Origin of the sequence: Belnapia moabensis DSM 16746 (assembly GCF_000745835.1) — a bacterium.
In the GTDB taxonomy this organism is placed as follows: domain Bacteria; phylum Pseudomonadota; class Alphaproteobacteria; order Acetobacterales; family Acetobacteraceae; genus Belnapia; species Belnapia moabensis.
On the sequence record NZ_JQKB01000247.1, the window covers coordinates 1 to 2,087 of the forward strand.

Genomic DNA, 2,087 nt, shown 5'->3' on the forward strand with positions numbered 1-2,087 from the left:
GGTTTGAAGCGATCCAAATCGATCATCAGAAGCGCGATGGGATGCTTTCCTCGGGTTGATCCCGCCAGCATCTCACTCAGCCTCTCTTGTAGCCTCCTACGATTTGGTAAGCCGGTTAGCGCGTCATGTGTTGCCGAATGAAGGAGAACAGCCTCTTGTGCCGCGCGCCACCGCCGACCTGCTTGCAAGGTCAGAAAGATCAGGCACACGCTGGTCAGTGTGCCGAAAGCAACGATCACACCTAGATCGCTCCACCACTCTGCCCAAATGGCGGACAGACTCAGAGCGGATACGATATACAGCGGATGTTGACCAATCCGGCTGAAGGCGACCAGCCGCTCGGTCCCGTCGGACCGTAATCCCATTTTGAGCAAACCGCTGTCAGCCGAGTTGATGGCTTGCACCAGCTCGCCGTTTACGGGCGATGCAGTTTCGATCGTAGATGCTGGCGAAAACTGAGCCAGAGACTGTCCATCCGCGCGTAGAAGCGTGAGGTAAATGCTCCTGCCAGCTACAAGCGTTTCCCAGTGACGTTGAAAATACTCCGGCAGAAAGGAACCAAAGACAATTCCGTCGAACTCCCCATTGGGTCCAGCGCGTCGGCGTGTCATGGTAAAGGCCAGTTTGCCAGAAATACGGCTCACAATGGGGTCGCCAAAAAGCGGTCCTGCTTCACCAGCCGCGTGGCGCTTGAAGTAAGAACGGTCAGTGATTGGAACCGCAGGGGCAGGAAAAACCGTGCTGACTGCGGCGATAAGCCCGTTGGGTGTTACCAGGTGGAGAGCCGCGATCTGCTCAATTTGTTCGTCAATGCTACGAAGGTCGCGGTGAAGGGTCTCCTGTCGACGCAGGATAGCTTCCCAAGCTAAACCGTGCACTCGATCTTCAATGCGGTCGAGCACCAGCAGGTTAGTCTCGGTCACCTTCAGCGCGTGTTCCCGCGCCAAGGCTGTGGTGCGCTCGAGGGTGTCGCGGGCTGCGGTCATAAGATGTTTGTGGTTTTGCCAAGCAGCAGCCGCGGTGACTAGCCCAGGAACCGCAATCGAGGCGAGCAGCAGAAGGCGCCAATAAAGTGTGACTTTACGAGCCGCGGCTGAATGAAAGGGAGCCACACGACATCTCCGGGTAGGTCCGCATCACGCTCACCCCGGAACGGTAACATCAACCATAATCTGGGAAATTTGTGCCTAATCCAGCATGCGGTAGGAAGTGAAATTGGCAGAGCTGGTGTGGCACGCCTGGCAGAGCCCGTTCCACCCCCCCCTCCCCCGCCGGATCGAAGTCTGTCCGTCGCTGATCACCCTCCACCGGCACCCCGATCGCCGCCGCCACCTCGACGAGCAGGGACGCCAGGTTCTCGGCCGTGCCCGACAACAGACTGCGCGCCAACAGAACCTTGCCCGAGAGGCACCCGCGCACCACCCACAGCACCTCATGGCCGACGTCTGGCTGCATGCCGTCCAGCGCCAGGGTGGCCCGCCCTTGCCTGGTCAGAACCCGACGCAGCCGCCGGGTATCGCTCAGCGAGGTGGCCAGCAACTCGTCATAACGGTCCAGCAGATTGGTCACGCTCCGCTCGGCAATCTCCACCCACCGCCCCCGCAGGGCGGCATGGATCTCCGGCACGCTGCGGTGATCCCGGTGACGCAGCGCTCCCACCAGCGCCACCACGTCCAGGCCGAACTCATGCTGGGGGAGTGCCATCGCGCCCTCCGCCTCGGGCCGGTACGCCGGCGATGACGTGCACAGCCCTCATGCTCGCAGCAGCGGATCTTCAGCCGCAGCCGCACCGACCCAGACAGCGTCACCAGGGTCCGGCGGTTCTCGTAGCGCAATCGCATGTGGCCGCCGCAACCCGGGCAGTTCTGCCGGAGGGGAACCAGCACCCGCTCCCGCGCGGGTTCCGCCCGCGCTGATAGTCTGGCCATGCCGCGCCTCCAGAGCTCGTCAAAGGATCCCTCAATCAACGCCGCGCAGCAGCAAACTTTGCCAACCTAGTGCACTGACCCAGACGGAGGATTCACAGCGGGCCGCTGCGGTGGAATTCTCCGGCTATGGCCCAGACCGTCAGTGTCATCGTTGGATCG

The 2,087-nt window shown here is 61.5% G+C and carries 1 protein-coding gene and 1 pseudogene; both read right to left on the minus strand.

The genetic code is table 11. The features are described 5' to 3' along the window. Positions 1–1,112, minus strand: a 1,112-nt coding sequence (locus EP26_RS34380; RefSeq protein WP_157033987.1) for a sensor domain-containing diguanylate cyclase, incomplete at its 3' end; no start/stop codon positions are given. Positions 1,113–1,194: 82 nt separating this feature from the next. Beyond that, positions 1,195–1,841, minus strand: a pseudogene (locus EP26_RS30615) (ISNCY family transposase); the annotation flags it as partial. Positions 1,842–2,087: the final 246 nt, after the last annotated feature.